Origin of the sequence: Mesorhizobium sp. M7A.F.Ca.US.011.01.1.1 (assembly GCF_003998295.1) — a bacterium.
Lineage (GTDB): Bacteria > Pseudomonadota > Alphaproteobacteria > Rhizobiales > Rhizobiaceae > Mesorhizobium.
In genome coordinates this window covers 78,722-103,690 of record NZ_RZRT01000019.1, presented here as the reverse complement: position 1 = coordinate 103,690, position 24,969 = coordinate 78,722, and the positions used below count along the sequence as shown (strand labels likewise).

Sequence of the window (24,969 nt, the reverse complement as noted above, 5' to 3'; positions counted from 1 at the left end):
CAGGCGCCGATCGCCAAATCGCCCCAGTCCGTATTCCATCCCGGCCATCGATACCTCCATCGAGCTTCAAGCCGACACAGAATCGACCTTCAGCGCAAAGCGCAACCGAGATGTGTGAATGCGATAGGTCCCTATACGGGGAGAGGATGCCGGCAGGCAGGTGAGGGGCAGCGCCGACGCCTAAACCGAGAGGCGAACTCAAATCCGCAGCGATTGCCTTGGGATCGTAAATTCGACCTTATGGCTTTCCCTCCGGCGCCATTGGCGGCTCTCACCTGGCATGCCTGGCCCGCATCTTGCCTAGGAATGCAGTGCTGTCGAAGGCAACGGGTGCGCCAGACTCCTCACCGGCGATGAGGGCGTTTTGCAAGGCACGGACCTTGGCCTCATGCTCTTCAAGCAACCGCAGGCCTGCACGCACGACATCACTCGCCGAACCGTAGCGGCCTGTCTGAACCTGCGTATCGATAAAGCCGGCGAAATGGTCGCCAAGGGAAACAGAGGTGTTTCGGGGCATGAACTCCATCCTAAGGTGGTGATGTCAAACATATACCAAAAATTGGTATATGTCCATAATTCTGACTTCAGAGGGGTAAGATGCCAAGTCGCCCTGCCATCGCGATGTTCTGATTCAGGTCGCCTCTCCCGGACTGCCGCCCATCACAAACGCAGCCCGGCCGCCCCGCCGTCTGAGCAGCACGATGGCGAGGAAGGCGATCACGCCGCTCGCGGCGACGACGACCAGCACCCACAGCGAATTGGCGACGGATGTCCGCGCCATCATGAGGGCAAGCGCAAACGGCGCGAAGGCCGAGGTGGACTGGCGGGCAGCGCTCGCCCATCCGAGCCGCGCACCATAGCCCTCGCGGCCGAAGAGTTCGAGCGGCAAGGTGCCGCCGACGATGCTGGTGAGGCCGGAACCAAGGCCGAACAGCAACGCGAACAGGAAAGCGCCTGGCAGCCATGGCGTCGTCAGCAGCAGTGCGCACAGCCCTGCTGTGATCAGCGACGCCGCGATGACGGCAAGCTGCGTCTGCTGCAGCCGCCCGCCAAACAGCATGTTGATCAACCGGCTGGCGACCTGCGCCGGCCCGAACAGGGTCGAGACGAAGAGGCCTGCGGTTCCGAGCCCCAGCGCCGCCGTCAGCGGCACCATGTGGATGAGGATCGCCGACAGCACGAAGCCCTCGGTGGCGAACCCCGCCAGCATGAGCAGGAAGGCGGTCCGGCCGCGCCGCGCATCGAGCCGCGTGCCCGCTTCATCGGGGGCGGACCCGTGCTCTTGCGGCATGACTGTTGCATGGCGGCGCGACAGGCGCATCAGCCACGCGTGGATCGGCAGGCAGAGCCCGAGATTGAGTGCGGAGAACAGAAGATAGACCTCGCGCCATGTCAGCTGCGCATGCAGCGCCGAGGTCAGCGGCCAGAACAGGGTCGAGGCAAACCCGGCGATGAGCGTCAGGTGGGTGATGCTGCGTTGCGGCCGGGGAACCCCGATCTGTACGATTGCGACGAAGGCGGCGCTGTAGAGGACGAAGCTGGAGGCCAGCTCCATCGCCAGCAAGGCCAGAACGAAACTCACGCGGCCGGGCGCGACGGCGCACAGCGCCAGCGCCACGGCTGCCGCGACCGAGCCGATGGTCATGATGCGCCCGGCGCCGAAGCGGTCGGCCCACCGCCCGGCAGTCGGCGCGAACAGGCTGCCGGCAAACAGCGAGGCCGACAGCGCTGCGAATACCCAACCTTCCGTGAGGCCGAATTCGCGTGCCATTGCCGGCGCCAGGATCGAGAAGCTGTAGTAGAGCGTGCCGTAGCCGATGATCTGGGTCAGCCCAAGCGCCCAGATCGCCTTGCGCAGGACGGATCGGTCAGGCATCGACGCCGGCCGCCATATTCTCTCGCGTCTCGGTGGTCGGCGCGGTTGCGCAGCCGCAGCCCGATGCGCCGGTTGCCTTGGCGTCCGCATCCATGACGCAGCAGGCATCGACAGCGGCCGGCGCGGGCCCGCCACAGCAGCCGGCGCTTGCCGCTACCGTCACGACACCGACGGCGCTGCACACGCCGGTCTCCGGCAGCACCAGCCGGACCTCGCGGGCCGCGGCATGGTCTCCGGCAATATCGGCCACCACCGAGCGGACCTGCTCGTAGCCGGTCGCCATCAGGAAGGTCGGGGCACGTCCGTAGGATTTCGAGCCGACGATGGTGAAGCCCGGTTCGGGGTGGGCGAGCTCTGCAATGCCATGCGCCGGAACCGTGCCGCATGAGTGGAAGTTTGGATCGATCAGCGGCGCCAGTGCCGGCGGCGCCTCGACGGCGGGATCAAGCGCGATGCGGATTTCGCTCAGGAACGACAGGTCTGGCCTGAAGCCGGTGGTAACGACGATGCGGTCGATGGCCAGGCTGAACGGCTTGCCACCCAGGCTGGCATTGACAACAAGCCCCTCGCCCTGCGTCTTGATGCCGTTGACGGCGAAAGACGTCAGCATGTTCAGCCTGCCATCCGCCATTGCCTGCCCGGCAGCCAGCCCAAGCGCGCCGCGTTCCGGCAACTGGTCGTTCAGCCCGCCGCCGAGCAATCTCTCGATGCTGGCGTGGCGCAGCGCCCAGAAGATTTCGGTGTCAGGCGCCGCATCCTGCAGCTCCATCAGCGCCAGCGCGACGTTGATGGCCGAGTGCCCGCCGCCTATGACCAGGATGCGCTTGCCCGCATAGTCTTCTCTCGCCTTGCCGAGCACGTCGGGAATGCCATAGGCGATGCGTGCCGATGCCTCGCCTTCGCCGGAAACCGGCAGCCCGTCGACGCCGATCGGATTTGGCTGCCACCATGTTCCGGACGCGTCGATGACGGCGCGCGCGAGAACGCGGTGTTCGCCGCCGGCATCGCAATAGCGGATGACGAAGGGCGCGTCCTTGCGACCATCATTGGCGACCTTGTCGTGTCCCTGACGGGTGATCGCGGTGACCTCGGCGCCGAGCTTCAAATTGGCGGCCATCGCGGGAAGCCGGCCAAGCGGCGTCAGATAATCGCGCACGATCTCGCCGCCGGTCGGCAGGCCCTGGCTGTCCGGCGCCGTCCAGCCGGAGCGGTCGAGCAGCGCCCGCGCCGCCGTATCGATGTTGTATTTCCATGGCGAAAACACCCGCACATGGCCCCAATCGAGCAGCGCCGCACCCACGCTTTCGCCGCGCTCCAGGATCAGCGGACGGATGCCGCGCTCGACCAGATGCGCTGCTGCGGCCAGCCCGACCGGGCCGGCACCGATCACCGCGACGGGAAGATTTGCCATCATGTCCATAGGTTCGATCCTTCCGGTATCTTCGAATTACAGGCGCAAAAAAATCAGGCCAGCGCTTTGCCGACGGCGGGCGCGCAGACGGCGTCAGCGCAGCACTCGTCGGCGAGATAGCCGATCAGCGCATTCATGCCGGGATAGTTGGCGCGGCAGATCAGCGTCGTCGCTTGCCGCTCCTGCGTGACAAGCCCGGTGTCGACCAGCCGTTTGAGGTGATGCGACAGCGTCGATGACGGAATGTCGAGCTTGCCCTGGACGCTGCCGACGGCAAGCCCGTCGTCACCGGCGCGCACCAGGATGCGATAGAGCTGAAGTCGCGTCGGATTGCCGAGTGCTTCAAGCTGGGCAGCTGCTTTTTCGAGTTTCATGGAAATAAACTACGCGGCACTTTTCGCGCCGTCAACTTAATTTCGAAAAATATGGAAATAACATCAGCCGGCGCGTTTGCCCGAGGCGCCTGTAACCACCTCGCCATCCTCCTTGGTGAACGCGCCGATCTCCGGGTTGGGCAGGACGTCCAGCACCTTTTCCGACGGCCGTGCAAGGACGACGCCGAGCGGGCTGACCACGATCGGCCGGTTGATCAGGATCGGATGTGCCAGCATGAAATCGAGGATCTGCTCGTCGGACCATTTCGGGTCGGCAAGGCCGAGTTCGGCATAGGGCGTGCCCTTCTCGCGCAGCAGGTCTCGCGGTGTGATGCCCATCGCGGCGATCAGTTCGACCAGCCTTTGTCGCGACGGCGGCGTCTTCAGATATTCGATCACCTCCGGCTCCTCGCCCGACTGCCGGATGATGGCCAGCGTGTTACGCGACGTGCCGCAATCGGGATTGTGGTAGATGGTGATGGTCATTTCGAGGCCCTCTCAGTCGACATGGTATTCCGGACGGCGCCGCCCTTCTCGTACCAGCCCTTGCTGCGGTTCACGATCCACACCACCGACAGCATAACCGGAACCTCGATGAGCACCCCAACCACGGTGGCAAGGGCCGCGCCCGAATTCAGCCCGAACAGCGCGATCGCGGCGGCCACCGCCAGCTCGAAGAAGTTCGACGCGCCGATCAGCGCCGATGGTCCAGCCACGCAGTGCCGTTCGCCGCTGAGACGGTTGAGCAGATAGGCAAGACCGGAGTTGAAATAGACCTGGATCAGGATCGGCACTGCCAGCAGCACGATCACCAGCGGCTGCGCAATGATCTGCTCGCCCTGGAAGCCGAACAGCAGCACCAGCGTCGCCAGCAAGGCAATCAGCGACAAGGTCTGCAGCGTGGCAAGCAGGGCATCGAGCCCGGCCTGTCCCCTCGCTGCCAGCAGCCGGCCACGAACCAGCTGCGCGACGATCACCGGCGCGACGAAGTAGAGTGCGACCGACAGCATCAGCGTGCCCCATGGCACGGTGATCGCCGACAGGCCGAGCAGCAGGCCGACGATGGGGGCGAAAGCGACGATCATGATCGCGTCGTTGAGCGCCACCTGCGACAGCGTGAAGTTCGGCTCGCCGCGCGTCAGGTTCGACCAGACGAACACCATCGCCGTACACGGTGCCGCGGCAAGGATGATCAGCCCGGCTATGTAGGAATCGATCTGCGCGGCGGGCAGCCATGGCCGGAACAGCCAGCCGATGAAGAGCCAGCCCAGCAGCGCCATCGAGAACGGCTTCACCGCCCAGTTGATGAACAGCGTCACGCCGATGCCGCGCCAATAGGTGCCGACCCTGGCCAGCGAGGCGAAATCGACGCGCAAGAGCATCGGCACGATCATCAGCCAGATCAGCACGGCGACAGGAATGTTGACCCTGGCGATCTCGGCCGACGCGATGGCGCCGAACACGCCTGGCAGCAGATGGCCAAGTGCGATGCCCGCGACGATGCACAATGCCACCCACACCGTGAGATATTTCTCGACGAAGCCGATGCCGGGCCGAACCGCCTCAGCTGCGTTCAGAGCGTGATCGCTCATGATGGCTTTCCTTGTTCGAACGGCGCGCGGCGGACAGCCACAAGCCCCTCAGCAGTCACAGGTCACGGCATTGATGACCGGACGGCAGAGCTCCGGCGCGCCATTGCAGCAATCTTCCATCAGATAGGCCAGCAGGTCGCGCAAGCCGGTCATGTCGGCGACATAGCGCACGGTCCTTCCGTCGCGTTCGGGACGGATCAGCCCGGCATGGGCGAGCACCTTCAGATGCGCCGACATGGTGTTCTGGACCGTGTCGAGCCTCGTTGCGATCTCGCCCGCCGGAATGCCTTCCGGACCGGCACGCACGAGCAGCCGGAAGACATCCAGCCGCGTCTCCTGGCCAAGTGCGGCCAGCGCGTTCAAAGTGCTTTTCTTATCCATATATCCGAATTCTTGGATTTATAGATTCGTGGATACCGACTCCCCCACGATCTGTAAAGGGTCCGCCCACCATCAGGTGACGGCCAGCACCTTTCCCGTATCGTGCTGGCGCACGAAGTCCACGCGGGCGCCGTCCCAGTGGTAGCTGTAGTGGCGGCCCTGGACTGGAATGGTAATGACATCGGGCCAGAAGATGCCGATGCAGCCGCCGCCCGGCATGCGCACGCTGTTCCACACCAGCCCGTCGCTGCCTGCTGCCCGCAGCGCCCGCCCTTCCGCCTGCGAGGCGGAATAGTCGTCCGGGTCGAGCACGCCGGGCACGGCGTTGACGTCATCTAGGTCGCGGTCGACGCTGCCGATCAGCACGCGGAAGTCAGCCGTCCAGCCCGGCCCCTCGTTGGTGGCACGCATGAATTTCTGATGATGGTGGATGGTCTCGGCCAGCGCGACGTCCTCACTGTCGCCGGCATAGTAGATGCCGTAGCTGCCATCCGAGAAGCGGCCTGGCCTCAGCGTCGAGCAGTGCACGAAGGGCGCCATCACGAAGCTGGCGCCGGGGCCGGAAACCCGCCTTGCGGCCGACACCTTGCCGAGATCGCCGATCTCGAACCTTATGCGCGGGTTTGTCTTCGCCTCGACGGCAGCAAGCGCCTCCCAGTCGCGCGGGTCGGCAATGTCCTCGAAGAGGTCGATCGGGGGATGGATGGAGCGGATGATGCGGAAGGTCTGGTGCCAGTCGACGCGGCGACGGACCGCAAGCCCACTCACCATGCACCACGCTCCGCATCGAGCCATTCGCGCATCGCGGCAAGATCGGAGATTTCGCCGCGCAGCATCAGGTCGAGGGCCGACTGGCCGCCGAAGGTGGCATTTGGCTTGCGGATCCAGGCGTAGCCCCGCGCCGGCTCCGTGAACAGATAGCGCAGGCCCTTATGGATGCCCATCAGATGCGCCATGCGGGTGCGCAGATCGCGGTCGATCCTGCCGACGCCGCCTTCCTTCGCCCCAGTCTTCCAACGCGCCCAGGTCCGGGCCGACATGCCGCCGAGGAGGATGCAGGCCTCCAGGTCGGTTAGATTCCAGGCCTTGAACAAATTGACCGTGGTGCGCGCCAGGGCGCCGGCCTCGTCATCTGAGATGGCGCTGCCAACCGTCGCCGGCGTGGTGACTATGGACTGAAGCTGCATTTTGGTGCCTCGCTATTGGCAGATATATAGCATGTATTTGCCAATTGGCAAGATAAGTCCAACCGCGTCTTGATGGGAAGAGGATGGCGGGACGTAGCAGGGCTTGGGTTCCTCGCCCCCACGGAAGTGGGAGAGAGGTGGCTCGGCGAAGCCGAGACGGAGCGGGGGCGGCGCGGCCTTAGGTGATTTAGAGGGAACTCGCCAGCGCCGCAGCCCCCTCTCCGACCGCTTCGCGGCCACCTCTCCCCCGCTTTGCGGGGGCGAGGAATCCAAATCCTGGAAGGTTGCCGCCAGTACCCCGCCTACTCCGCCGCCTCATACCCCGCGATGCCCTTGATCTCCAAAAAATCCTCGAGCCCGTATTCGGCATACTCGCGGCCGTTGCCCGACTGCTTGTAGCCGCCGAACGGCAGGCCGGCGTCCCATTGGGGATAGTTGATGTAGACATTGCCGGTGCGCATGCGCGCCGCGACTTCGCGCGCCTTCTTCATGTCCTTGGCCTGGATGTAGGAAGCGAGGCCATAGACGGTGTCGTTGGCGGTCTCGACCACGTCGTCGACGCTGTCATAGGGCATGATCGCCAGCACCGGCCCAAAGATCTCCTCGCGCGCGATGCGCATCTCGTGGGTGACGTCGGCGAACACCGTCGGCCTGACATAGTAGCCGCGGTTGAGTTCGGCCGGCCGGCCTGGGCCGCCGGCGACCAGCGTCGCACCTTCATCGATGCCGGCCTGGATCAGGTCCTGGATCTTGTCGAACTGGACCTGGCTGACGACCGGGCCAAGCTTGGTGCCGGCGGCGTCAGCGGGGCCGACGGTGAACTTTTCCGCCGCGGCCTTGGCATAGCCGGCCGCCTCGTCATGGCGGTCGCGCGGCACGAACATGCGCGTCGGCGCGTTGCAAGACTGGCCGCTGTTGCTGAAGCAGCCGGCGACGCCCTTGCTGACGGCGGCGGCGAGGTCGACATCGGGGAACAGGATATTGGCCGACTTGCCGCCAAGCTCCTGATGCACGCGCTTGACCGTGTCGGCGGCCGCCTTGGCCACCAGGATGCCGGCGCGGGTCGAGCCGGTGAACGACATCATGTCGATGTCGGGGTGGCTGGACAGCGCCTGGCCGACGCCGGGACCGTCGCCATTGACGAGGTTGAAGACACCCTTCGGCACGCCGGCCTCGTCGAGGATTTCGGCGAAGATGATGGCGTCGAGCGGCGCGATCTCGGAGGGCTTCAGCACCATGGTGCAGCCGGCGGCAAGCGCTGGACCGACCTTGCAGGTGATCTGGTTGAGCGGCCAGTTCCACGGCGTGATCAGCCCGACGACGCCGATCGGCTCCTTGACCACCAGATGGTTGCCCTTGACGTGACGGAATTCGAAAGTCTTCAGCACGTCGGCCATCTTCTGCAGATGCGCAAGACCGATGCCGACCTGGCTGTCCAATGCCATCTGGCGCGGCGCGCCCATCTCGCGCGACACAGCGACGGCAAGATCGCCACTGCGCTTCTTGTAGACCGAGATGATGCGGTTCAGCAGGTCGAGCCGCTCACCAACCTCGGTGAAACCAAAGCTGTTGAAAGCGCGCCTGGCGGCAGCCACCGCCTTGTCGACATCGGCCTTGGAGCCTAGCGAAATCTGCGCAAAGGCGTCCTCATTCGAGGGATCGATGACGTCCAATATGTTGGGCACAACAGGATCGACCCACGCGCCATCGATATAGAATTGCAGATTGTGTGACATGGTTTTCTCCTTGGCCGCATGGCCGCGCCGGGCCGTCATATCTGGCTGGAGATAACGATGCACAAACGCCGCTGTCAAACGCAACCCCCGAAGTCGTTGAGCCAGCGCGGCAGTGATTGAGCCAGAGGGGTTGGACCGCCAACCGGCTTGGTGAGGATGGACTACAGCAAGATATGCCCGGCCTCGACCAGAAACCGCCTCGCGGCGGCCTGATCCGTCGCTTTCACCAACAGATGGTCACCATCGAAAGTGGACACCAGGAAGATGCCCAACCCGTTTTCCGACAATGGCCTGATAACCGACAGCACGATACCGGTTTCATCGAAGGCAAACGGGCCCTCGAGTTTGAAGGCCACCCAGTCGATATCCTGCTTGACGCCATCCGGCACGCGGTCCTGCAGGCAAACGATCGAAAGCTCGTCGTCAGTCCTTGTGATGCTGACGAAGCCTGGCCCGTCCGCCCAACCGGGAATGATCTCGCCCGCCGCCAGCCGGGAAACCGCATAAAACCCTGAGAGTTGCTTAAGCCTGACCCTGGCAGCCATTGTCGAACTCCTTTCTCAGATCGCCGGTGATCCCGCGAGCTTCTTGCTCATGTAGACCGTCATGCCGTTCATGAACGGCTCTTCCCTATCGATGACATAGCCCTGCCTCTTGTAGAGCGACACATTCGCCTCGAAGGCGCCATTGGTCAGCAGGCGAAGCTCGAGGCGGCCCGCTTCGATCGCCTTGCGCTCGGCCAGCTCAAGCAACAGCCGGCCGATCCCCCTTCCCTGCGCATCCGGTGCCACGCAGACATTCTCGATCCAGAGGTGATCGTCGGCCAGCATGGTTTCGATCATCCCGACAATGCCGCCATCCTCGACGGCGAGATCGAACGGATGCTCGGCAACGGCCTTGTCGTAGTCGGCGCGCATCGGCAGCGGCTCGCGGCCGATCACCGGCACCCATTTGACATAGGCGGCACGAACGATATCCCGGATCGCGGCGGCGTCTGCGGGCTCGGCCGGCCGAAGCCGGATGGAAGAAGCGATGGTCATGAAGCTGCTCCAGACATGAAAACCCCGCCGGCGATTTCGCGGACGGGGCTGGAAACGAACGAACCGGGTCTATCCTGCCGGTCTTTGTCGTCGCGCAATCAGTCTGCCGCTCCGCACTGTGCAGGTGCGGCGTCGCTTGGTATTTGTGAGTGCAGGAACGAACATAGCGTCAAGCTGGAACAGGAAGCGCGGCGCGTCAAGACACCTACAACGGCTTCTAATACTCCTGCGCCGTTGGCCTGAACAGGATCTCGTTGATGTCGACCTCGTCGGGCTGGCTCATGGCGAACACCACCGTCCTGGCAAAAGAATCGGCCGGGATGGCCACCCGGTCGTAGAGCGCGCGTACGCCTTCGGCGACATCGGCCTCGGTGACGCTGTCCGGCAGCTCGGTCGCCACCGCACCCGGCGAGATGATGGTGGTGCGGATGTTGTAGGGTTTTACTTCCTGCCGCAGCCCTTCCGAGATGACACGCACCGCGTGCTTGGTGGCGGCATAGACCGCTCCGCCCGGCCCAACCTTGTGGCCGGCGACCGACGACACATTGATGATGTGACCGCTCTTTTGCGTTTTCATGTGCGGCAGCGCGGCGGCAATGCCGTAGAGCACGCCCTTGATGTTGACGTCGATCATCCGGTCCCAGTCCTCGACCTTGCCCCGCTCCAGCGGCGAGTGCGGCATGAGGCCGGCATTGTTGATGATGACGTCGACGCGGCCGTGCGTCTTGACCGCATGGTCGACCAGACGCCGGACCTGGCTGACATCGGTGACGTCGGTCTGAAGGATGGCGTCCTCGCCAAGTGAAAGCTCGCCGGCCAGCGCCTGCAACCGGTCGAGGCGGCGCGCCCCCAGGACCAGTTTCGCACCCTCCCTGGCCAGAAGCCGTGCGGCGGCTTCGCCCAGCCCGCTGCTGGCGCCAGTGATGACGACGACTTTGTCCCCGATGTTCTCGGCCATGATCTCTTCCTTCTGATTTTGAGCTTCGCTGCCCACGGCAGCCTGGGCGTTCGCGTTAGCGGCTCAGCCGGGCAATTCGACCCGACCGAGCCAGCCGGTGACCTCGTCAAGCGTCTGACGTTCCTGGTCGCACTGCTTGGAAAAACCCTCGATGAGCCGAGCCCCTGGTGCATGATCTGCGAAGACTTTCAGGCTTTGCCCTGTTCCGTAGCCGCCATGGGTGATGAACGGCACCAATGTCTTGCCGGACAGATCGTGTTTCGACAGGAAGGAGCGGATCACCGAAGGCGCGGTCATGCCCCAGATCGGAAATCCGAGGAACACCGTCTCGTAGGATCCGATATCAGGCACCGTGGCGGCCAGCGCCGGTTCGAAACCGGACTCCCGCTGCTGCTCGGCCACCGCAACCTGCTGCTTGTAGTCTTCCGGGTATGGATCGACGGTCGCGATCTCGAAAATATCCGCTGCGAGCGGCCTGCTGATCTGGCGCGCGATGACCCGCGTGTTGCCGGTGCGGGTGTAGTAGGCCACCAGCACCTTGGCGCCGCCCGCTCGCCGCGCGCTCGACGCACTGGCGGGCCGGCTCGATCCGGCACCCAGTGGCAGTGCAAGCATGGTCATAAGTGCACTCCGTCTTGAGACCGGTTGGCTCATCGCGCTCTCCTAGGCTTGGCTAACGATCGATCCTTGCTTCCTGTTGCGGAGAATAGCGCGCTCCCTGCACCGCGATCGCCGAGACCGCATTCTCGATGTTGGCAAGATCGTCCGCCGTCAGCGCGATGGTGCCCGATGCGATGTTCTCTTCGAGGCGATTGAGCTTGGTGGTGCCGGGGATCGGAACGATCCAGGGCTTCTGCGCCAGCAACCAGGCGAGAGCGACCTGTGCTGACGTCGCCTTCTTCTGGGCCGCGATCACGCCGATCGCGTCGACCAGCGCCTGGTTCGCCTTGCGGGCGTCTTCTGCAAAACGCGGCACGGTGTTGCGGAAGTCGCTGCTGTCGAATGTCGTGCTGGCATCGATGGCGCCGGTGAGGAACCCCTTGCCTAGCGGGCTGAAGGGCACGAAGCCGATCCCCAGCTCTTCAAGCACCGGCAGGATCGCCTCTTCCGGTTCACGCCACCAGAGCGAATATTCGCTCTGGACCGCCGCCACCGGCTGTACCGCATGCGCGCGACGGATCGTGCGCACGCCCGCCTCTGATAGACCGAAATGCTTTACCTTACCCTGCAGGATCAGGTCCTTCACAGCGCCCGCCACCTCTTCGATCGGCACGACCGGATCGACGCGGTGCTGGTAGAGAAGGTCGATGTGGTCGGTCCTGAGCCGTCTGAGCGAGGCCTCGACGACATCACGAATATGCTGCGGCCGGCTGTCCATGCCATCGTGTCCGGCTGTCCCGGCGATGTCGATGCCGAACTTGGTGGCGATCACCACCTGGTCGCGGATCGGCTGCAGCGCCTCGCCGACGACCTCCTCGTTCGTGAACGGTCCATAGACCTCCGCGGTGTCGAAGAAGGTGATGCCACGTTCGAACGCCGCCCTGATCAGGTGGACCGCATCCGCCGTCTCCATCGGCTGCCCGTATGACTGGCTCATCCCCATGCAGCCCAGTCCGATGGCCGAAACTTCGAGCCCGCTGTTTCCAAGTGTGCGCTTCTGCATTGTCGTTATCCCTTCTTCTCGGCGTCGGCTTGTTCGAAGACCTTCCGGGCAATGCCGATCGCAGTACTTGCAACAGGCCAACCGGCGTAGAAGGCGAGATGCGTAATGGTTTCGATGAGTTCGTCGCGGGTGACGCCATTGTCGAGCGCGCGCTTCATGTGGAAAGGCATTTCATTGATCCGGTAGCCCGAAATCAGGCTGGTGACGGTGACGAGGCTGCGGTCCCGCGGCGACAGGCCGGGACGCTCCCAAACGTCGCCGAACAACACCTCGTCGGTGTATCTGCCGAGCGCGGGAGCGATATCGGAGAATGGGCTTTTTAGCCTTGGAACGTCGGTCATGGTGGTCTCCTTCGTAGAGTTCGGGCGTTGACTCGGCGCCACGCGCCGATACTTGGTCAAACCCCGTATTGTTCGTCGCTGACATGCTCCAACCAGTCGACGACCTTGCCGTCGAGCGCTTCGGCGATAGCGATGTGGCTCATCGCGGTGGTCGGCGCGGCGCCATGCCAATGCTTCTCTCCGGGCGCGAACCAGACGATGTCGCCGGGAAGGATCGGTTCGATAGGGCCGCCTTCGCGCTGCACCAGGCCGGCGCCCGATAGGACGATCAGCGTCTGGCCAAGCGGATGCGTGTGCCAGGCGGTGCGCGCGCCGGGCTCGAAAGTCACGGTGGCGCCGCCGACCCGGGCGGGCTCGCCGCCCTTGAAGGGCGCGTCGATGCGCACCGCGCCGGTGAAATAGTCGGCCGATCCCTTGGCCGAGGCTTGAGAGCCGTTTCGCGTGATGTCCATGGTTTGTCCCTTCCTGGCAACAGGCGTGACACGACCGCCGGTCTTCAGAGGCGGCCGGTAGAGGCGCCCGGTGTGATGACGCCTATCTAGGGTCTGCGATTGGTGCCGATTAGGTGCTATATCCAGCATGATCTTATGAAAGGGGCTCATGAATGCCGCGAGACAATCTGAATGAGCTAACCGCCTTCCTCGCCGTCGCGCGCGAGGAAAGCTTCACCAGGGCGGCGGCCAAGCTCGGGGTTTCCCAATCGGCGCTCAGCCACACGGTGCGGGCGCTGGAGGAACGGCTTGGCGTCAGGCTTCTGACCCGCACCACGCGCAGCGTCTCACCGACCGAAGCGGGCGAGCGCCTGCTGCGCTCCGTCGGTCCGAGGCTCGACGAGATCGAGACCGAGATCGCTGCACTCAGCGCCTTGCGCGAAAAACCCGCCGGCACCATCCGCATCACCGCCGGCGAGCATGCCGCCGATGCGGTCCTGTGGCCCGCCCTGGCGAAATTCCTGCCCAACTATCCCGACATCAGGGTCGAGATCATCGTCGACTATGGGCTGATCGACATCGTCGCCGAGCGCTACGACGCCGGCGTGAGGCTGGGCGAACAGGTGGCGCGCGACATGATCGCGGTACGCATCGCTCCCGACATGCGCATGGCGGTTGTCGGCTCGCCAGCCTATTTCGCCACCCGGCCAAAGCCGCGCACGCCGCAGGATCTGACCACCCACAATTGCATCAATCTGCGGCTGCCCACCTATGGCGGGCTCTACGCCTGGGAGTTCGAGAAGGCCGGGCGCGAGCTGAAGGTGCGGGTCGAAGGCCAGCTTGTGTTCAACACGGCCGCGCTGCGCATGAACGCGGTGCTCGCCGGCCTCGGCCTTGCCTATCTGCCGGAGGAGCAGGTGACGGCTCATCTGGCCGACGGCCGGCTGGTGCGGGTGCTCGCCGACGTGCGCGCCCTTTCCCGGCTACCACCTCTATTACCCCAGCCGCCGGCAAGCGACGCCGGCCTTCTCGCTGCTGGTCGACGCGCTGCGCTACCGCAGGTAGAATAGGAACCGAGTTTCCGGAAAAGATCATGCTCAAAACGAGCAGATAGAGCCCCATCCGGATTCGGAACAGGCTCTCCATCTGGACTGCGCCCGCAGTCGTTCTATCTTCCGGATCGAGCAGATCTGACGAAATCCGGAGCTATCGCCGTGACCGTGACAGACCTCTATCGAGGCTACATCGCCTGCCTCAACAATCAGGACTGGCAGAAGCTGCATCGCTTCGTTCATGACGAGGTGCACTACAATGGCGACCGCGTCGGGCTGTCGGGTTACCAAGAAATGCTGGGGCGCGATTTTCGGGAAATCCCGGACCTCTATTTCGACATCCAGTTGCTGATTGCCGCACCGCCGTTCATAGCCAGCCGGCTCCAGTTCAACTGCACGCCGAAGGGAACCTTCTTCGGCCTGCCCATCAACGGCAGGAAGGTGTCCTTCAGCGAGAACGTCTTCTATGAATTCCTCGACGACAGGATCAGGAACGTCTGGTCGGTGATCGACAAGGCGGCCATCGAAGCGCAGCTTTAATCCAGGTCGGCCAGAAGATGACGCGCAGCCAATGCCCGACCGATCGTTCGTAAAAATCGATCATTATGACGAATATAATTAGTTGGAAAGATTATTTGAGAAATGGCATTCCTCCGGCATACCCGTCCGGAGCATTGCATTGTCTTCCGTTTCCCACTTCGCGAACGATATTCCGAAAAGCGCGTTTCCTGCCGATCTGACCCAAGGGCGAAAATCCCTCAATTGGAATGGCATCGTCCCCGGCATCGTCTTGGTCACGATGATCACTGCGGTCGCCTTCTCGGCCCGCAATGTTTCCGGCTTCGCGCTGTTCAGCCCGATGATCCTCGCCGTCGTCGCCGGCATGATCTACTCCAACGTGCTGGGCACACCGGTGCACGCCAAAGCCGGTATCGCATTCTCGCAAAAGCGCCTGTTGCGCTTCGCCATCGTGCTGCTCGGCTTCCAGCTGACGCTCGGCCAAGTCGTCTCGATCGGCGCCGGCGGCGTCGGCATTGTCGCGGCCACGCTTGGCGCCACCTTCGTTTTCACCATCACGCTCGGTCGGCTGATCGGCGTCGACGCCAAGCTGGCGCAGCTGATCGCCGCCGGCACCTCGATCTGCGGCGCCTCGGCCATCGTCGCCACCAACATCGTCACCGATGCGCGCGACGAGGACGTCACCTACGCCGTCGCCTCGATCACCTTGTTCGGCACCGTCGCCATGCTCGGCTTCCCGCTGATGGCGCCCATGCTCGGCCTCGACCAGCACGCTTTCGGCCTGTGGGCAGGCGCCTCGATCCATGAAGTGGCGCAAGTCATCGGCGCCGGCTTCCAGAACGGCACCCAGTCCGGCGAGATCGCCACCGTCGCCAAGCTGACCCGCGTCGCCATGCTGGCGCCGATGGTCGTCGCGCTCGGCCTGATGGCGCGCCGCAGGAGCAGCAGTGAGGTGGCGGCGCGGCCGCCCATGCCGTGGTTCGTCGCCGCCTTCGTCGCCATCGTGGCGCTGCACAGCCTCGTCACCGTGCCGGCCGAGGTGAAATCGGCAATGGCGCTCGCCACCACCATCATGCTGACCATGGGGCTGGCCGCCATGGGCCTGCAGGCCGACATCTCGCAGTTGCGCTCACGCGGCCTGCGCCCCTTGGCGCTCGCCTTCTCGGCCTTCCTGTTCATCGGCTGCTTCAGCCTGCTGCTGGTGAAGTTCGCCTTAGTTTAGACCGGGCCAGGGCATGTTGAGATTCAGGTCAGGCCGGGGCGAGAACGATGGCTTCCGAGAACCGGAGCGGAGCGTACTTAAGTACGTGAGCACCGGAAGCGCAGGAAGCCGCCGTTCGCAGGCCGGCCTCACCTGAATCTCAACATGCCCTAGTCCTCGAACGAACTCGCCGCGGCATAGATCGCCGCCAGCGTCTCGATGCCGGCCTGGTCGGCCTTGTCGAAGCGGCCGGGCAGCGGACTGTCGAGATCGAGCACGCCGAAGACGCCTTCATCGTCCTCGAGCAGCACCACCAGTTCCGAGCGCGAGTCGGCATCGCAGGCGATGTGGCCGGGAAAATCATGCACGTCCTTGATCAGCATCGAGGTGCCGAGTTCGACCGCCGTTCCGCACACGCCCTTGCCGACGGCGATGCGCACACAGGCCGGCTTGCCCTGGAACGGCCCGAGCACCATTTCCTCGTCCGACTGCAGGAAATAGAAACCGGCCCAATTGAGATCCGGCACCATCTGGAAGATCAGCGCGGCGGTGTTGGCCGCATTGGCGATCGAATCGCGCTCGCCGTCGAGCAGCGCCTTAAGCTGAGTGGCGAGGTCGCGGTAGAACGCGGCCTTGTCTGACGTGTCGATGGCCTTGGCCGCAAACATGGCTTGTCTCCGTATCGAGGATAGCGGTTCGTCCGATCGCTTGCCAAAGTCGGCGAGCTCCGCAACCAGACGGCCGCTGGAACAGTCTAGCGTGGATTGCGTCCCCTCCGAAAGCCGCAAGATCAGGAGTGCCTCCCGGCGCTGAGCCGGATGGCAGGCAGCTATGCGTAAACTTTGCGATCGATCATCTTGAGAATCATGACGGCCCCGATCGGAGCCGTCATTCACCTCTCAAACAGATCGGACAAGTCCCGGGTTTTAGTAGCCGCCCATACCGCCGCCGCCCGCCGGGGCAGCGTCTTTCGGCGGGATGTCGGTGATCATCGCTTCGGCGGTGATCAGGAGGGCTGCGATCGAACCGGCATCCTGCAGTGCGGTGCGCACCACTTTCGCCGGATCGACGATGCCTGCCTTGATCATGTCGACATAGACCTCGTTCTGGGCGTCAAAACCCTGATTGTGATCCTTGCTGTCGGTGAGCTTGCCGACGACGATCGAGCCTTCGACGCCGGAATTCTCGGCGATCTGGCGGATCGGCGCTTCGAGCGCCCGCAGCACGATCGTGATACCGGCCGTGACATCGGCATTGGCGCCGGTCAGGCCGCCAAGCACCGAGCGGGCACGCAGCAGAGCCACGCCGCCGCCGGGCACGATGCCTTCCTCGACCGCCGCGCGGGTGGCGTTCAGCGCATCGTCGATGCGGTCCTTCTTTTCCTTGACTTCCGACTCGGTGACGCCGCCGACGCGGATGACGGCTACGCCGCCGGCGAGCTTGGCCAGCCGCTCCTGCAGCTTCTCCTTGTCGTAGTCGGAGGTCGTCTCCTCGATCTGGCCCTTGATCTGGGCGACGCGCGCCTGGATCGTCGCCTTGGTGCCGGCACCGTCGATGATCGTGGTGGTGTCTTTCTCGATCAGCACACGCTTGGCGCGGCCGAGCATCTCGATGGTGACGTTTTCAAGCTTGATGCCGAGGTCCTCGGAGATCATCTGGCCTGATGTCAGCACGGCGATGTCTTCCAGCATCGCCTTGCGGCGATCGCCGAAGCCCGGCGCCTTGACGGCCGCGACCTTGAGGCCGCCGCGCAGCTTGTTGACGACCAGCGTCGCCAGAGCCTCGCCCTCGACGTCCTCGGAGATGATCAGCAGCGGCCTGCCGCTCTGCACCACCGCTTCGAGGATCGGCAGCATCGCCTGCAGATTGCCGAGCTTCTTCTCGTGGATGAGGATGTAGGGCTCTTCCAGCTCGACGCGCATCTTGTCGGCATTGGTGACGAAATAGGGCGAGAGATAGCCGCGGTCGAACTGCATGCCTTCGACGACATCGAGTTCGGTCTCTGCGGTCTTGGCTTCCTCGACGGTGATGACGCCGTCATTGCCGACCTTGTCCATCGCCTTGGCGATCATCTCGCCGACGCTGGCATCGCCATTGGCGGCGATGGTGCCGACCTGTGCGATCTCGGCCGACGACTTGACCTTCTTGGCGCGCGCCTGGATTTCCTTGACCACGGCGGAAACCGCCTGGTCGATGCCGCGCTTCAAATCCATGGGGTTCATGCCGGCGGCGACCAGCTTGGCGCCTTCGCGCAGGATCGAGGCGGCCAGCACCGTGGCGGTGGTGGTGCCGTCACCGGCGAGGTCGTTGGTCTTCGAGGCCACTTCGCGCACCATCTGGGCGCCCATGTTCTCGAACTTGTCGGCAAGCTCGATTTCCTTGGCGACGGTGACGCCGTCCTTGGTGATGCGCGGCGCGCCATAGGCCTTGTCGATGATGACGTTGCGGCCCTTGGGGCCGAGCGTGACCTTCACCGCATTGGTGAGGATCTCGACGCCGCGCAGCATGCGGTCGCGCGCATCGGTGGAGAATTTGATTTCCTTGGCAGACATGATTTTTATCCCGTTCGTTCGGAGAAAATGAGATCAGGCAGCTTTCTTGGCGGCCACGGTCTTGTCGGTTGCAGCCGTCTCGCCCTTGTCGATGATGCCAGTCTCGCTCTTGTCGATGACGCCCATGATGTCGGCTTCCTTCATGATCAGCAGGTCCTCGCCGTCGATCTTGACCTCGGTGCCCGACCATTTGCCGAACAGGATGAAGTCGCCGGCCTTGACGTCGAGCGGAACAAGCGCGCCGTTTTCGTCGCGTGCGCCAGGCCCGACGGCGATGACTTCGCCCTCCTGCGGCTTTTCCTTGGCAGTGTCGGGGATGATGATCCCGCCCTTGGATTTGATATCGCCTTCGGCGCGACGAATGACGACGCGGTCGTGGAGTGGCCGAAATTTCATGGGAACTTTCTTTCTGGGGCCGGCACAGGCGGCCACGCCCCTCCTCTATAGACGCGTTGGCACTCGATAGATAGGAGTGCCAAAAATTATTCGCGGACCGCATTAAATATTCAAAAGTATTATTTCGGCTGGCCGTTTCGTGATATCCGCAGAATGTCAAATAATTCAAAAGATTGAATTTTGCCGATCGAGCGCCTATTTATCGGACAAGTTCACTTTCACGATTTCAGGCACAAGGGAGATTTCTTCGATGGCCGAAGGCAATCAGACGATCATGGAAAAAGCTGAAGCCCGCTTTGTCGACAAGCAGAAGAAGACAGCGGAGAAAAACAAGGCGACCGCCGAATATATGTCCGAGGCAAGAGCCAGGGAGATCAAGACGGCAAGGCTGAGGGAGCTTCGGCTGGCCAAGGAAGAGGCCGATCGTGTCGCCGAGGCCCTCAATCCGACGCCGAAGAAGAAGCGGGTGACCAAGAAAGCCACGGAGGCCAAGACATGAGCCTCACCTTTCCCAACCGCAGCCGCAGCTATGACGAAGCGGGCCAGCGCATTCGTTTCGTTGGCCATGACGGCATGTTCCAGATCTCGTTTTCCGTCGCTGCCGACGCCATGGCCAAGATGCGGCCGGGCACTGCTGCCGATGAAGCCGGTTATCTCCAGACATTCGACACCGAGAGCAGCGCCATCCGCGAGGTGGCGTCGAAGGCCTATGACCGCACCCGCAAGAGCATGTATGTGCTGACGGCGGCCGATTTCGGCTGAAATGGCGGCGAGTTGGCGCTGACCGCGATCAGGTCTTGCGCTCGGCCCTTTCGCGGCGTTTGACGTCACGGACATTCATCTGCACGACCATGTCCTCGGCCTCGCGCGGCCCCATCCCGACCATCACCATTTGCCGGACAACCGCAGGCTGGCCGGTGAAGACATCGATGATGCTCCAGCTCTGGGGAAGCTCCATGCGCAGCGTGTAACGGTTGGCCATGGCGGTCAGCCTTGCATCGTGAAAAACACGGCGCCCAGGATCAGCACCGTCCAGGCGACGACCGACAGTTTCAGCACCATGCCGCCATGCACGGCCAGAAGCTTCCGCAGGTACGACACACCTGCCGACGAGACCGGTGCCGCCGCCAAGGCGACAGGGGCCTTGAGGCCAAGTTTTCCAAAGACGGGCAGCAGCGACGGTTCACGCACGAAAGGCCTCGAATGTCAGGGAAAAGCGAAGCAAGAACGCTCGCACCCCTTCCATAGCACTTTTTTCGCGAGCGCCTGCATGCCAAATTCAAGACAGGACTGCTTTGACGGCCGGTCCGCACCGCCTTCGAAACGCACGGATCTCGCGGGGACTGACTGCCCTCGGGCCAGATTGGGACTGCTGTTCGACACGAAATTTTGGAGGCCTCGCCTCGGGATCGAACCGAGGCTTCAGAGATTTGCCGTCTCCAGCGTAGCCGCTCCGCCACGAGGCCATGGCTGTCGAAGTAGCGGCCAAATATTTACGGAAAGGTTAATCTCGAGGGATTGTTCAGAATTTCGGCACGATTTTCAGAGCGTCCGCCAGCACATCTGGCGGCCAGGTTTGCCGCCCGGCCGCGCCAACCCTTTGCCGGACCTCGCTTCCCGAGGAGCCGAGGCCCCACCAACTTTTTTCCCCTTGAACAGCGATTCGATCTGGCTTAGCTTCATTTGAGAAAAGGTTTTCCCAATCAATCGTCGTCGGGCTCGGCCACCTGCCGGGCCTCATCCGGCTCGGCAAGAGAAAACCTTTTTCCAACCAAGGATCTCGGCGCGATGCCATCGGACGATCTGCCTGTTCCGGTCTTTTCCAAGCCAGTCACCTTGCGTGACGTGGCCGCCCAGGCCGGAGTCAGCGTCGCCACCGCATCCAAGGCGCTCAACGGCCAGGGCCGGATGACAGCCGAGACGCGCGAACGCATTCGCGAGACCGCCCGGCGGCTCGGTTTCCGGCCCAACAGCCTGGCGCAAAGCCTGCTCCGGCGGCGCAGCTTCACCGTCGGCCTGCTCACCAACGATACCTATGGCCGCTTCTCGCTGCCGTTGATGTCGGGCATTTCGGACGCGCTGGTCGACAATGGCGTCTCGGTGTTCCTGTGCAATGTCGAGGAGGATCCGCGGCTGGGCCAGATGCATGTCGACGCCATGCTCGACAAGCGCGTCGACGGCATCATCGCCACCGGCAAGCGCATCGATCGCCATCTCCCCGTCGACCTCTCCGATCTGCGCGTCCCGGTGATCTATGCTTTCACGCAGCCAGATCCCGACGCCGTCGCTTTCGTCTCGGACGATGTTGGCGGCGCCCGGCTGGCCGTCGAGCATTTCTGCCGGCTGGGCCGGAAGCGCATCGCCCACGTCACCGGGCCGGCGAGCTTTGCCGTGGTGCACGCGCGCGTCCAGGCCTACCGCGACGTGCTCGTCGAAAACGGCCTGACGGTCAGCGAGCCGCTGCTCGGCTCCTGGTCGGAAGCCTGGGGTCACCAGGCGGTTGCGCAACTGTTCGACGGCAAAAGCGAAAGGCCGGACGCGATCTTCTGCGGCAACGACCAGATCGCGCGCGGCGTCATCGATGCTCTGCGCGAACGCGGGCTCGACGTCCCCAGTGATGTCGGCGTCATCGGTTTCGACAATTGGGAGATCGTGGCCGAGGCGACGCGCCCGCCGCTGACCTCTGTCGACATGAACCTGGTCGCGCTCGGGCGCGAGGCCGGGTTGACCCTGCTTTCGCTGGTCGGCGGCAAGCCCGCCGCGCCAGGCATTCGAAAACTGCCGTGCCGGCTGGTGGTGCGGCAGTCATGCGGCCATCCGCCGGGTGGCTGAAAACGAAGCGCCGCGCAATCGGCGCCAAGCCGCGGATCGCGGCCAACCTTGGAGGAGGAGAACATGAGGAACCTGATTGCCAAACTGACCCTGGCCGCTGCCGTTCTGGGTGGCGGTCTCGGCACTGCCGCCGCCGAGACGGCCAACATCTGGGTGCGCGCCGACGGCTCGAATTTCATGCCGAGGATCGTCGATGCCTACAACAAGGCGCACACCAACCAGGTCAAGCTCGACATCATTCCCAATGCCGAGATCATCCCGAAATACGGTGCCGCGGCCGCCGGCGGCACGGCGCCCGACGCGCTGTCGCTCGACTTGATCTACACGCCGTCCTTCGCCGCAGCCGGCCAATTGGAGGACATCACCGACTGGGCAAAGTCCCTGCCCTATTTTGCCAGCCTGTCGCCGGCGCATGTGAAGACCGGCACCTACAAGGATCACATCTATGGCCTGCCCTTCTCCGCCGACGCCTCGGTGCTGATCTGGAACAAGAAGCTGTTCAAGCAGGCCGGCCTCGACCCCGAAAAAGGTCCGGCCAACTGGGCCGAGATCGCGGCCGATGCCGAGAAGGTCAACGCGCTCGGCGGCAACATCAAGGGCTTCTACTTCTCCGGCAATTGCGGCGGCTGCAACATCTTCACTTTCACACCCCTGATCTGGGCGTCGGGCGGCGACATCCTGAGCGAAGACGGCTCGAAGGCGACGCTGGACAGCCCGCAGCTGCGCGGCGCCATCGATCTCTACCGCTCGATGGTCAAGGAGGATCTGGTGCCGGCGGGCGCGCAGACCGATACCGGCGCCAACTTCTTTGCGGCATTTGCCGCCGGCAATATCGGCATCTCGCCGTCCGGCGCCTTCGCCATCGGCGCGCTCAACACCCAGTATCCCGATATCGACTACGGCGTCACCTTCCTGCCGGGCAAGGACAGCGGCTGGTCGTCCTTTGCCGGCGGCGACAATTTCGTCGTCACCAAGGGCACCACGAAACTGCCGGTGGTGAAGGAGTTCCTCGACTTCGCCTATTCGCTCGAGGGCCAGACCATCCTCGCCAAATACGGCAGCCTGCCGGTGCGCGGCGACATCGCCAAGGAGGCGCTGAAGGATCTCGATCCGCGCTACCAGATCGCCGCCGAGGCCATGGCCAAGGGCAAGACACCCTATTCGGTGGTGTTCAACGACCTGATCAACTCCGCCAACGGGCCGTGGACGCAGATGATCAACGAGGTCTTCTTCGGCGACGATGTCGATGGCGCCATAGCCAACGCACAAGAGACGATGCAGTCGATCATCGACCAGGCGCCGCAAAAATAGCGGACGCCTGCCGGCCGCCCGCCTGTCTCCCTGGGCGGGTGGCCGCCCCAACTCCCCTTGAGGGGAGGATGACATCGCATCCGTCAATGCAGGCTATTCGACATGGAAGCTTTGAGACATCCGCTCGGCCTATCCAACTTGGGTTCCTCGCCCCCACGTGAGTGGGGGAGAGGTGGCTCGGCGAAGCCGAGACGGAGAGGGGGACTGCGCCCTACGAAGGCCCCCTCTCCGGCCGCTTCGCGGCCACCTCTCCCCCGCCTCTGGCAGGGGCGAGGAACCCAAGCTGGAATTCCCTCCTCACAAGGGGAACGGAAAGCAAGAGCAGAGCAGCCATGACCTCCATCGCAGTAGCAACCACCGCACCGCGCATCGGCAAACTCGCCAGCCGCCAACAATGGATCGGCCTGCTCTATGTCGCGCCGGCTGTCGCGCTGGTCGTCGTCTTTTTCCTGATCCCGCTCGGCATGACGGCGTGGATGTCGCTGCACAATTGGCCGCTGATGGGCGAGCACAGCTATATCGGCCTCGGCAATTACGTCGCCATCCTGCGCGACACCAGGTTCTGGAACGCGCTGCGCTTTACCGCCTTCTACACGGTGATCGTCACCATCGCGATCTTCGTGGTGGCCTTTCCGCTGGCGCTGTTCGTCGAACGGCCGCGGCCGCTGACCAATCTCTACCGCACCATGTTCTTCATGCCGGCGGTTGTCGGTTTCGCCTCGGCCAGCCTGCTCTGGTCGTGGTTGCTGAATGTCGATTCCGGCCTGTTCAGCCCGGCCGCTTACGACCTCGGACTGATCGACAGAAAGTTCAACCTTCTGGCCACCTTCCAGCCGGCCTTCTGGTCGATCATCGCCATGGTTGTCTGGAAGGTCGCCGGCTTCACCATGATTATCCTGATGGCCGGCCTGCAATCGATCCCGCAGGACCTGCAGGAGGCGGCCGTCATCGACGGTGCCGGGCCTTTCGCCAGGTTCAGGGCGATCACCTTGCCGCTGATGCGTCGCACGCTGGCGCTGGCGCTGATCCTGTCGGTCGCCGGCTCGATCCTCGCCTTCGACCAATTCTACATCATCCTGCGCGGCGGCCCGCGCAACCAGACGCTGACGGCGGTCTACTGGATCTTCAACCAGTCCTTCGTGTCGTTCAAGCTCGGCTATGGCGCGGCACTTTCCATGGTGCTGCTGGTTATCCTGGTGGCGCTCAGCCTCGTCCAGCTATGGTTGTTGCGCAAGCCGGAGGGTCTCGACTGATGGCGCAGGCCGCCTCCCGTAGCCGCCGGCTCCTGAGCCGCGTCGCAGAGCATTCGACCGGCATCATCGCCTCGGTGCTGTTTGCCGCGCCGATTGTTTGGGCGGTGCTGTCGGCGTTCAAGCCGGCGGCCGAAGCACGCCTGCCGCCGCTGCCGCCTTGGCCGACGTCGGGGTTCTCGCTGGAGAACTATGCCACGCTCAACAGCTTCGGTGACGGGCTGTGGGCTTCGGCGCAAAACAGCATCTATGTCTCGGTGATGACCGTCGTGCTCTCGGTCGCCGTCAGCGTGCTGGCCGGCTACGGCTTTTCGCGGTTTCGGTTTCCGTTCAAGGACCTGTTCTTCATCCTCATCCTGTCGACGATCATGATCCCGTTCCAGTCGATCCTGACGCCGATCTTCCTGGTGCTGACCAAGCTTGGCCTGCACAACACCCTGACCGGCCTGGTCGGCGTCTATGTGACGCTGCAACTGCCGTTCTCGATCTTCATGATGCGCAACGCCTTCGACGCCGTGCCGCGCGAAATCGAGGAGGCCGCCCGCATGGACGGTGCCAGCAATCTCACAATGCTTTTGAAGGTGATGCTGCCGCTGGTCTGGCCGGGCGTCGTCACCATCGCCCTGTTTGCCTTCCTCGGCGCCTGGAACGAATTCCTCGCCGCCCTCGTGCTGATGACCGACCAATCCAAGTTCACGCTGCCGGTGATGATGACCGCACTGCAGTCGGGCCGCTTCGGCGCCATCGACTGGGGCGCGGTGCAGGCTGGCGTCACCGTGATGATGGTGCCGTGCCTGATCCTGTTCCTGGCGCTGCAGCGCTTCTACATCCGCGGCCTGATGGCCGGGGCCGTCAAATAGACAGAC

The 24,969-nt window shown here is 63.6% G+C and carries 30 protein-coding genes and 1 pseudogene; 9 read left to right on the top strand and 22 right to left on the bottom strand.

All coding sequences use genetic code 11. The features are described from left to right. Positions 1–271 precede the first annotated feature (271 nt). The 17 genes from EOA13_RS19050 to EOA13_RS18970 all read right to left on the bottom strand — a co-directional run bounded on the left by EOA13_RS19050 (position 272) and on the right by EOA13_RS18970 (position 13,011). Complete coding sequence (locus EOA13_RS19050; RefSeq protein ID WP_127294926.1) at positions 272–517, bottom strand: type II toxin-antitoxin system ParD family antitoxin; 246 nt, start codon at positions 515–517, stop codon at positions 272–274. A gap of 114 nt (positions 518–631) precedes the next feature. Next, positions 632–1,876 carry an arsenite efflux MFS transporter ArsK gene (gene arsK, locus EOA13_RS19045; protein ID WP_127294924.1) on the bottom strand — a complete coding sequence of 415 codons (1,245 nt, stop codon included), beginning with the start codon at positions 1,874–1,876 and terminating at the stop codon, positions 632–634. After that, a complete protein-coding gene (locus EOA13_RS19040; RefSeq protein ID WP_127294922.1) occupies positions 1,869–3,296 on the bottom strand; it encodes an NAD(P)-binding domain-containing protein in 1,428 nt (475 codons plus the stop codon). Before EOA13_RS19040 ends, arsK begins: the two co-directional genes overlap by 8 nt. A 44-nt stretch (positions 3,297–3,340) precedes the next feature. After that, positions 3,341–3,661: a metalloregulator ArsR/SmtB family transcription factor gene (locus EOA13_RS19035; RefSeq protein WP_127294920.1), complete on the bottom strand. Its 321-nt coding sequence runs from the start codon at positions 3,659–3,661 to the stop codon at positions 3,341–3,343. A gap of 63 nt (positions 3,662–3,724) precedes the next feature. Next, on the bottom strand, positions 3,725–4,147 hold the full coding sequence (arsC, locus tag EOA13_RS19030) for an arsenate reductase (glutaredoxin) (RefSeq protein ID WP_127294918.1): 423 nt from the start codon (positions 4,145–4,147) through the stop codon (positions 3,725–3,727). Next, positions 4,144–5,208 (bottom strand): ACR3 family arsenite efflux transporter, encoded by a 1,065-nt coding sequence (gene arsB, locus EOA13_RS19025; RefSeq protein ID WP_164780167.1) that lies wholly within the window; start codon positions 5,206–5,208, stop codon positions 4,144–4,146. The genes arsC and arsB overlap by 4 nt, the downstream gene beginning before the upstream one ends. A gap of 93 nt (positions 5,209–5,301) precedes the next feature. Beyond that, positions 5,302–5,634: a metalloregulator ArsR/SmtB family transcription factor gene (locus EOA13_RS19020; RefSeq protein WP_023809328.1), complete on the bottom strand. Its 333-nt coding sequence runs from the start codon at positions 5,632–5,634 to the stop codon at positions 5,302–5,304. Between the two features lie 72 nt (positions 5,635–5,706). Then, entirely contained in the window at positions 5,707–6,405 is a 699-nt protein-coding gene (locus EOA13_RS19015; RefSeq protein ID WP_127294914.1) for an RES family NAD+ phosphorylase, read from the bottom strand. Beyond that, complete coding sequence (locus EOA13_RS19010) at positions 6,399–6,821, bottom strand: MbcA/ParS/Xre antitoxin family protein (protein ID WP_127294912.1); 423 nt, start codon at positions 6,819–6,821, stop codon at positions 6,399–6,401. Before EOA13_RS19010 ends, EOA13_RS19015 begins: the two co-directional genes overlap by 7 nt. 302 nt (positions 6,822–7,123) lie before the next feature. Next, positions 7,124–8,557 carry an aldehyde dehydrogenase family protein gene (locus EOA13_RS19005; RefSeq protein ID WP_127294910.1) on the bottom strand — a complete coding sequence of 478 codons (1,434 nt, stop codon included), beginning with the start codon at positions 8,555–8,557 and terminating at the stop codon, positions 7,124–7,126. Positions 8,558–8,718: 161 nt separating this feature from the next. After that, a complete protein-coding gene (locus tag EOA13_RS19000) occupies positions 8,719–9,102 on the bottom strand; it encodes an ACT domain-containing protein (protein WP_127294908.1) in 384 nt (127 codons plus the stop codon). Positions 9,103–9,117: 15 nt separating this feature from the next. Further along, complete coding sequence (locus EOA13_RS18995) at positions 9,118–9,597, bottom strand: GNAT family N-acetyltransferase (RefSeq protein ID WP_127294906.1); 480 nt, start codon at positions 9,595–9,597, stop codon at positions 9,118–9,120. A 217-nt stretch (positions 9,598–9,814) separates the two neighbouring features. Then, the gene (locus tag EOA13_RS18990) at positions 9,815–10,555 is read right to left on the bottom strand and encodes an SDR family oxidoreductase (protein ID WP_127294904.1); all 741 of its coding nucleotides are present in this window, start codon (positions 10,553–10,555) and stop codon (positions 9,815–9,817) included. A gap of 63 nt (positions 10,556–10,618) precedes the next feature. After that, on the bottom strand, positions 10,619–11,176 hold the full coding sequence (locus EOA13_RS18985) for a flavodoxin (protein WP_127294902.1): 558 nt from the start codon (positions 11,174–11,176) through the stop codon (positions 10,619–10,621). A gap of 52 nt (positions 11,177–11,228) precedes the next feature. After that, entirely contained in the window at positions 11,229–12,218 is a 990-nt protein-coding gene (locus EOA13_RS18980) for an aldo/keto reductase (RefSeq protein ID WP_127294900.1), read from the bottom strand. A gap of 5 nt (positions 12,219–12,223) precedes the next feature. Then, positions 12,224–12,559 (bottom strand): carboxymuconolactone decarboxylase family protein, encoded by a 336-nt coding sequence (locus EOA13_RS18975; protein ID WP_127294898.1) that lies wholly within the window; start codon positions 12,557–12,559, stop codon positions 12,224–12,226. Between the two features lie 56 nt (positions 12,560–12,615). Beyond that, positions 12,616–13,011 (bottom strand): cupin domain-containing protein, encoded by a 396-nt coding sequence (locus EOA13_RS18970; protein WP_127294896.1) that lies wholly within the window; start codon positions 13,009–13,011, stop codon positions 12,616–12,618. A gap of 152 nt (positions 13,012–13,163) precedes the next feature. Here EOA13_RS18970 and EOA13_RS18965 point away from each other — a divergent pair. From EOA13_RS18965 to EOA13_RS18955, 3 genes and pseudogenes are all read left to right on the top strand, one after another. After that, positions 13,164–14,055: pseudogene (locus EOA13_RS18965) on the top strand (LysR family transcriptional regulator). Between the two features lie 149 nt (positions 14,056–14,204). Next, on the top strand, positions 14,205–14,582 hold the full coding sequence (locus tag EOA13_RS18960; RefSeq protein ID WP_164780164.1) for an ester cyclase: 378 nt from the start codon (positions 14,205–14,207) through the stop codon (positions 14,580–14,582). A 139-nt stretch (positions 14,583–14,721) separates the two neighbouring features. Continuing rightward, positions 14,722–15,783 (top strand): YeiH family protein, encoded by a 1,062-nt coding sequence (locus EOA13_RS18955; protein WP_127294892.1) that lies wholly within the window; start codon positions 14,722–14,724, stop codon positions 15,781–15,783. A gap of 149 nt (positions 15,784–15,932) precedes the next feature. Here the strand turns inward: EOA13_RS18955 and EOA13_RS18950 are convergent, their stop codons facing one another. From EOA13_RS18950 to EOA13_RS18940, 3 genes are all read right to left on the bottom strand, one after another. Beyond that, positions 15,933–16,430, bottom strand: a complete 498-nt coding sequence (locus tag EOA13_RS18950) for a GAF domain-containing protein (RefSeq protein WP_127294890.1) — start codon at positions 16,428–16,430, stop codon at positions 15,933–15,935. 258 nt (positions 16,431–16,688) lie between these two features. Then, entirely contained in the window at positions 16,689–18,314 is a 1,626-nt protein-coding gene (groL, locus tag EOA13_RS18945; protein WP_023809339.1) for a chaperonin GroEL, read from the bottom strand. 33 nt (positions 18,315–18,347) lie between these two features. Continuing rightward, positions 18,348–18,710, bottom strand: a complete 363-nt coding sequence (locus EOA13_RS18940) for a co-chaperone GroES (protein ID WP_023809340.1) — start codon at positions 18,708–18,710, stop codon at positions 18,348–18,350. A 250-nt stretch (positions 18,711–18,960) separates the two neighbouring features. On the opposite strand from EOA13_RS18940, the gene EOA13_RS18935 reads away from it, so the two are divergent. Beyond that, entirely contained in the window at positions 18,961–19,209 is a 249-nt protein-coding gene (locus tag EOA13_RS18935) for a hypothetical protein (protein WP_023760015.1), read from the top strand. Further along, on the top strand, positions 19,206–19,472 hold the full coding sequence (locus EOA13_RS18930; protein ID WP_023809341.1) for a DUF1488 domain-containing protein: 267 nt from the start codon (positions 19,206–19,208) through the stop codon (positions 19,470–19,472). Before EOA13_RS18935 ends, EOA13_RS18930 begins: the two co-directional genes overlap by 4 nt. A gap of 28 nt (positions 19,473–19,500) precedes the next feature. On the opposite strand, the gene EOA13_RS18925 is transcribed toward EOA13_RS18930, so the two are convergent. Continuing rightward, positions 19,501–19,692, bottom strand: a complete 192-nt coding sequence (locus EOA13_RS18925) for a hypothetical protein (protein ID WP_127294888.1) — start codon at positions 19,690–19,692, stop codon at positions 19,501–19,503. Positions 19,693–19,697: 5 nt separating this feature from the next. Next, positions 19,698–19,901, bottom strand: a complete 204-nt coding sequence (locus tag EOA13_RS18920; RefSeq protein ID WP_127294886.1) for a hypothetical protein — start codon at positions 19,899–19,901, stop codon at positions 19,698–19,700. Between the two features lie 597 nt (positions 19,902–20,498). Here EOA13_RS18920 and EOA13_RS18915 point away from each other — a divergent pair. From EOA13_RS18915 to EOA13_RS18900, 4 genes are all read left to right on the top strand, one after another. Further along, a complete protein-coding gene (locus tag EOA13_RS18915; RefSeq protein WP_127294884.1) occupies positions 20,499–21,542 on the top strand; it encodes a LacI family DNA-binding transcriptional regulator in 1,044 nt (347 codons plus the stop codon). Positions 21,543–21,605: 63 nt separating this feature from the next. Beyond that, a complete protein-coding gene (locus EOA13_RS18910; protein WP_127294882.1) occupies positions 21,606–22,853 on the top strand; it encodes a sugar ABC transporter substrate-binding protein in 1,248 nt (415 codons plus the stop codon). Positions 22,854–23,185: 332 nt separating this feature from the next. Beyond that, complete coding sequence (locus EOA13_RS18905; protein WP_127294880.1) at positions 23,186–24,106, top strand: sugar ABC transporter permease; 921 nt, start codon at positions 23,186–23,188, stop codon at positions 24,104–24,106. Then, positions 24,106–24,963: a carbohydrate ABC transporter permease gene (locus tag EOA13_RS18900; protein WP_127294878.1), complete on the top strand. Its 858-nt coding sequence runs from the start codon at positions 24,106–24,108 to the stop codon at positions 24,961–24,963. Before EOA13_RS18905 ends, EOA13_RS18900 begins: the two co-directional genes overlap by 1 nt. Positions 24,964–24,969: the final 6 nt, after the last annotated feature.

Bases quoted from the DNA above. Each gene is read 5' to 3' on its own strand.
- EOA13_RS18900 (WP_127294878.1), top strand. From the start codon at position 24,106: ATGGCGCAGGCCGCCTCCCGTAGCCGCCGGCTCCTGAGCCGCGTCGCA.
- EOA13_RS18905 (WP_127294880.1), top strand. From the start codon at position 23,186: ATGACCTCCATCGCAGTAGCAACCACCGCACCGCGCATCGGCAAACTC.
- groL (WP_023809339.1), bottom strand. From the start codon at position 18,314: ATGTCTGCCAAGGAAATCAAATTCTCCACCGATGCGCGCGACCGCATG.
- EOA13_RS18935 (WP_023760015.1), top strand. From the start codon at position 18,961: ATGGCCGAAGGCAATCAGACGATCATGGAAAAAGCTGAAGCCCGCTTT.
- EOA13_RS18930 (WP_023809341.1), top strand. From the start codon at position 19,206: ATGAGCCTCACCTTTCCCAACCGCAGCCGCAGCTATGACGAAGCGGGC.
- EOA13_RS18910 (WP_127294882.1), top strand. From the start codon at position 21,606: ATGAGGAACCTGATTGCCAAACTGACCCTGGCCGCTGCCGTTCTGGGT.
- EOA13_RS19010 (WP_127294912.1), bottom strand. From the start codon at position 6,821: ATGCAGCTTCAGTCCATAGTCACCACGCCGGCGACGGTTGGCAGCGCC.
- EOA13_RS19020 (WP_023809328.1), bottom strand. From the start codon at position 5,634: ATGGATAAGAAAAGCACTTTGAACGCGCTGGCCGCACTTGGCCAGGAG.
- EOA13_RS18925 (WP_127294888.1), bottom strand. From the start codon at position 19,692: ATGGCCAACCGTTACACGCTGCGCATGGAGCTTCCCCAGAGCTGGAGC.
- EOA13_RS18995 (WP_127294906.1), bottom strand. From the start codon at position 9,597: ATGACCATCGCTTCTTCCATCCGGCTTCGGCCGGCCGAGCCCGCAGAC.
- EOA13_RS18980 (WP_127294900.1), bottom strand. From the start codon at position 12,218: ATGCAGAAGCGCACACTTGGAAACAGCGGGCTCGAAGTTTCGGCCATC.
- EOA13_RS19035 (WP_127294920.1), bottom strand. From the start codon at position 3,661: ATGAAACTCGAAAAAGCAGCTGCCCAGCTTGAAGCACTCGGCAATCCG.
- EOA13_RS18970 (WP_127294896.1), bottom strand. From the start codon at position 13,011: ATGGACATCACGCGAAACGGCTCTCAAGCCTCGGCCAAGGGATCGGCC.
- EOA13_RS18940 (WP_023809340.1), bottom strand. From the start codon at position 18,710: ATGAAATTTCGGCCACTCCACGACCGCGTCGTCATTCGTCGCGCCGAA.
- EOA13_RS19040 (WP_127294922.1), bottom strand. From the start codon at position 3,296: ATGGACATGATGGCAAATCTTCCCGTCGCGGTGATCGGTGCCGGCCCG.
- EOA13_RS19050 (WP_127294926.1), bottom strand. From the start codon at position 517: ATGCCCCGAAACACCTCTGTTTCCCTTGGCGACCATTTCGCCGGCTTT.
- EOA13_RS18915 (WP_127294884.1), top strand. From the start codon at position 20,499: ATGCCATCGGACGATCTGCCTGTTCCGGTCTTTTCCAAGCCAGTCACC.
- EOA13_RS19000 (WP_127294908.1), bottom strand. From the start codon at position 9,102: ATGGCTGCCAGGGTCAGGCTTAAGCAACTCTCAGGGTTTTATGCGGTT.
- EOA13_RS18950 (WP_127294890.1), bottom strand. From the start codon at position 16,430: ATGTTTGCGGCCAAGGCCATCGACACGTCAGACAAGGCCGCGTTCTAC.
- arsK (WP_127294924.1), bottom strand. From the start codon at position 1,876: ATGCCTGACCGATCCGTCCTGCGCAAGGCGATCTGGGCGCTTGGGCTG.
- EOA13_RS19015 (WP_127294914.1), bottom strand. From the start codon at position 6,405: ATGGTGAGTGGGCTTGCGGTCCGTCGCCGCGTCGACTGGCACCAGACC.
- EOA13_RS18975 (WP_127294898.1), bottom strand. From the start codon at position 12,559: ATGACCGACGTTCCAAGGCTAAAAAGCCCATTCTCCGATATCGCTCCC.
- EOA13_RS19005 (WP_127294910.1), bottom strand. From the start codon at position 8,557: ATGTCACACAATCTGCAATTCTATATCGATGGCGCGTGGGTCGATCCT.
- arsC (WP_127294918.1), bottom strand. From the start codon at position 4,147: ATGACCATCACCATCTACCACAATCCCGATTGCGGCACGTCGCGTAAC.
- EOA13_RS18985 (WP_127294902.1), bottom strand. From the start codon at position 11,176: ATGACCATGCTTGCACTGCCACTGGGTGCCGGATCGAGCCGGCCCGCC.
- EOA13_RS18990 (WP_127294904.1), bottom strand. From the start codon at position 10,555: ATGGCCGAGAACATCGGGGACAAAGTCGTCGTCATCACTGGCGCCAGC.